Origin of the sequence: Akkermansia sp. KLE1798, assembly GCF_001580195.1 — a bacterium.
GTDB classification, from domain to species: Bacteria; Verrucomicrobiota; Verrucomicrobiia; order Verrucomicrobiales; family Akkermansiaceae; genus Akkermansia; species Akkermansia biwaensis.
Genome location: NZ_KQ971100.1, coordinates 30,456 through 34,242 on the forward strand (window position 1 = coordinate 30,456; position 3,787 = coordinate 34,242).

Consider the following 3,787-nt stretch of genomic DNA (forward strand, 5'->3'; position numbering starts at 1 on the left):
TCAATCCACGCACCTCGTGTGAGGTGCGACCGTCCGGGTCCATAGCTGCCCTGGCGACGGCAAGAGTTTCAATCCACGCACCTCGTGTGAGGTGCGACTCCCTGAGGACCAACATCCCCGCGGGGAATCGTGTTTCAATCCACGCACCTCGTGTGAGGTGCGACTACCAGAAAAAACTCCCGCTTATCATAAAATCAAAAGTTTCAATCCACGCACCTCGTGTGAGGTGCGACGGCAGGGGAGGTATCCGGCTGATGTTCAGGTGGGCAGAGGATGTTTTGCGCCAACCTGTTTATCAGAGGGATATTTCCAACCCGCCGTTTATTGTTTCCATGATGTCAATATGCAGTCCTCAATAACTTGCAGCAATCGCCGGTGTCCCGGGAATTTTCTGTGAGCTTGAGGTTGGCGCTGTCCGGCAGAAGGGAGGTGGGCATGTTCCTTCCTTCTGCCCTGGCATTCCAAGGTGGAAGGGAGTTTATCCGGAAAGCTTAAGCGCGTCCAGTTTCCTTTCCGGTAAACAGGGAAGGAATGTTCTTTCCTTTAATCCATCGGAATCCGGTAGGAAGGGAGTTTCTTGAATTCGTCGCTTTGGGGGCCCTTGTCCGTGGTGCCGTTGTTGGGGGCGGCGTAGGTGTCCAGCGTCATGGAGTCCGGATGGATGGTCAGGATGTAGTAGGCCGTGATGCCGGAACGGTATTGGAGGGTCTTGACCCGGGATTTTGTGGGCAGCAGCAGCGGCAGAGGCAGCACCTTGTTCCCGGCGGGGGCGCAGATGAGGGAGGTCAGCCTGTGCTTCATGTCCGGGGAGGTGATCGTGTAGAGGTCGTGGGCGTGCAGGTGACCCGTGACGACAAAACGCACGCCGGCTTCCCGGAGGTTGCGGTAAAAGATGTTCTGCTGGTCGGCGGCGCTGTCGTTGTAGCGGCCCCACAGGCATTCCCGGAATTGCATGGGCGTTTGCAGGGTCCGGTGGGTGAACACCAGGCAATGGCGGGGGGCGGAGTTCGCCTTGCTTCTGTTTTTCTTGATCCACGCGCTGAAGTCCACCAGCTGGGCCGGCGTCAGGTCGATGTCCATGAAGTACAGGGAGGCATTCTTGTGGCGGATGCCGTAGTTGAGCTTTCTGGTCGCCAGTCCTTTGGCTCCCTGTTTGCGGGTGGGCATGAAGAGTTCGCGGAATTGAACGGCGCGCTCGGGAATGGCTTCGTGGTTGCCGCGCAGGGCGTAGAAGGGAATACCCTTTTCCTCCAACATTTTGTTGAGTTCCTTACGTTTGGCAAGCCCCTTCACGGGCGCGCTTCCCTGAATGTCCGCCATGTCGCCCACCTGGATGACCATGTCCACCTGGTGCTTCAGGATTTCTCCGTAAAGGGTCTTGATGAAATTGACGGCCACGCCTTCGCTTCCTTCCATGCGCGGGGGCGCGTCGTGCGTATCTCCGATGATGGCGATTTTCCAGGGTTCTTCCGCCCACGCAATTTGAAGCAGAAAGATGAAGAACAGAGCAATGAATTTCATGGCTTCCCCATTATTGACAGGGATGTTCCTTCATGCCAGAAAAAAAATCCCGGATGAGTCCTGCGAGTTCCATTCCCGTTCCTTTTGGAAAAGGAGGCGGCAAATCCCGTTTTCTTCCCCATCCGGCATGGGAAGAGGGGAGGGGGCCGCATTCCGGATATCATCCTGTGGAACGCCTCGGCCATGGAGGGGGCTGAAAGAACAATGGACTTTTGCGGCTCCTCTGCCTGAACCAGTCGTCATACCGGGGCCACGGTCCCCAGGAGCCGGGGCTGGCGCGGCGGGTTCCGGGAGAGGGCAGGAAGCCCGGTCTTTTTCCCGGCTCGGAATGAAGTCCCCGGCAGCACTGCAAAGACTCGGTCATGAAAACAGTACGTCATGGAAAAGGGAATAAAAAGGACCGTCCCTGCCGTGAGGCGGAACGGTCCTGAAAAGAGGAAGAAACCGGGAGACGGAGGGAGTTACTGGACTTGCAGGTTTTTCGCCTGTTCTTCCGTGAGCTCGATACAGTGCCAGGGCAGGCCGCGCTTGTTGAGCTCCTCCATGAACGGATCCGGGTCGTTCTGCTCCATGTTGAAGACTCCGGCGCCGGACCATTTGCCCGTGAGTATCATTTCCGCGCCGATCATGGCGGGAACTCCCGTGGTGTAGGAGATGGCCTGGGAGCCTACTTCCTCAAAGCATTTTTCGTGGTCGCAAATGTTGTAGATGTACACGGCCTTGAATTTGCCGTCCTTGACGCCGGTGATGACGTTGCCGATGCAGGTTTTTCCCTTGGTCGTCTTGCCAAGGTCTCCGGGGTCCGGCAGCACGGCTTTCAGGAATTGCAGCGGAATGATTTCCACGCCGTTGTACGTGACCGGGTCAATGCGGGTCATGCCCACGTTCTGCAGCACTTCCAGGTGCTTGAGGTAGTTCGGGGAGAAGGACATCCAGAATTGCGCCCGGCGGATGGTCGGGATGTGCTTGACCAGGCTTTCCATTTCTTCATGGTACATGCGGTAGATTTCATAGGTGCCCACTTCCTGCGGGCAGTTGAAGCTCTGGTGCATGCTCATGGCGGGCGTTTCCCGGAAGGCTCCGTTTTCCCAGTGGCGGCAGGGGGCCGTCACCTCGCGGATGTTGATTTCCGGATTGAAATTGGTGGCGAAGGCTTTGCCGTGGTCGCCTCCGTTGACGTCGATGATGTCAAGCGTGTGGATTTCATCAAAATGGTGCTTGAGCGCCCAGGCCGTGAAGACGTTGGTCACGCCCGGATCAAATCCGGAACCGAGCAGGGCGAAGAGCCCGGCCTTGCGGAATTTGTCCTGGTAGGCCCACTGCCAGGAGTATTCGAACTTGGCGACGTCCCGGGGCTCGTAATTGGCGGTGTCCAGATAGTTGACGCCCGTTTCCAGGCAGGCATCCATTAGCGCCAGGTCCTGGTAGGGGAGTGCCACGTTGATGAGCAATTGCGGTTTTACCTCGCGGATCAGGGCCACGGTGGCGTCCACGTCGTCGGCATTCACGGCGTGCGTGGTGATGCTGATGCCCGTTCTGGCGCGCACGTCTTCCGCAATGGCGTCGCATTTGCTTTTCGTACGGGATGCCAGATGAATGTTTTGAAAGATGTCCGGCAGTTGCGCGCATTTATTGGCTACCACATGGCCTACGCCGCCTGCTCCGATGATTAAAACCGTATTCATAACAGGTCCAGTACATAAGGGAAAAGAGGCCGAAAGGCAATCCCGGAATTGGTGCAATAGTGTCACTCCTTCCATGTTGCCGGGAGAGCCGGTTCCAACGAAAGCCGTGTTTTGTCTTACAAGGTGGCGGATGTGGCATTTTGGATATTTTCCAAAAATGATTGGGATGAAGATTGACAGACGGCAGGCGCCGTCTTAATGTGAAATCCTAGCTATGATCAGACAAATTCTGCCGATAATTGCCGCCGCCTGCATGGCGCCCTGCTTTGCCGCGGAGGGGTGGCTGACCGATATGGACGCCGCCAGGAAGGAAGCCGCCGAACAGGAGAAGAATCTGATGATCGAGTTCACCGGCTCCGACTGGTGCGCTCCCTGCATGCAGCTCCGCGCCAATGTGCTCACCAAGCCGGATTTCCAGCAGGAGGCCAGGAAAAACTTCGTGCTGCTGGAGCTGGATTATCCGCGCAGGAAGGAACAGTCCGCTGAAGTGAAGGCGGCCAACCGGAAGCTTGCCGAACAGTACGGCGTGACGAGTTTTCCGACTATAGTGTTTGCGGATGCTTCCGGCAAGCCCTTCGGCG

Annotated in this window: 3 protein-coding genes and 1 CRISPR repeat array; of the genes, 1 reads left to right on the forward strand and 2 read right to left on the reverse strand. The window is 57.1% G+C overall.

The annotated features are described in order from the left end of the window. Nucleotides 1-233: direct repeats of the CRISPR family, unit length 30 nt; unit sequence TCAATCCACGCACCTCGTGTGAGGTGCGAC. 310 nt (nt 234-543) lie between these two features. After that, a complete protein-coding gene (locus tag HMPREF3039_RS12940) occupies nt 544-1,521 on the reverse strand; it encodes a metallophosphoesterase family protein (protein ID WP_067573740.1) in 978 nt (325 codons plus the stop codon). Nucleotides 1,522-1,982: 461 nt separating this feature from the next. Next, a complete protein-coding gene (locus HMPREF3039_RS12945; protein WP_067573739.1) occupies nt 1,983-3,206 on the reverse strand; it encodes a saccharopine dehydrogenase family protein in 1,224 nt (407 codons plus the stop codon). Nucleotides 3,207-3,420: 214 nt separating this feature from the next. Between HMPREF3039_RS12945 and HMPREF3039_RS12950 the strand changes: the two genes are divergently transcribed. Next, the coding region (locus HMPREF3039_RS12950; protein WP_067952200.1) for a thioredoxin family protein at nt 3,421-3,787 on the forward strand (367 nt) is incomplete at its 3' end.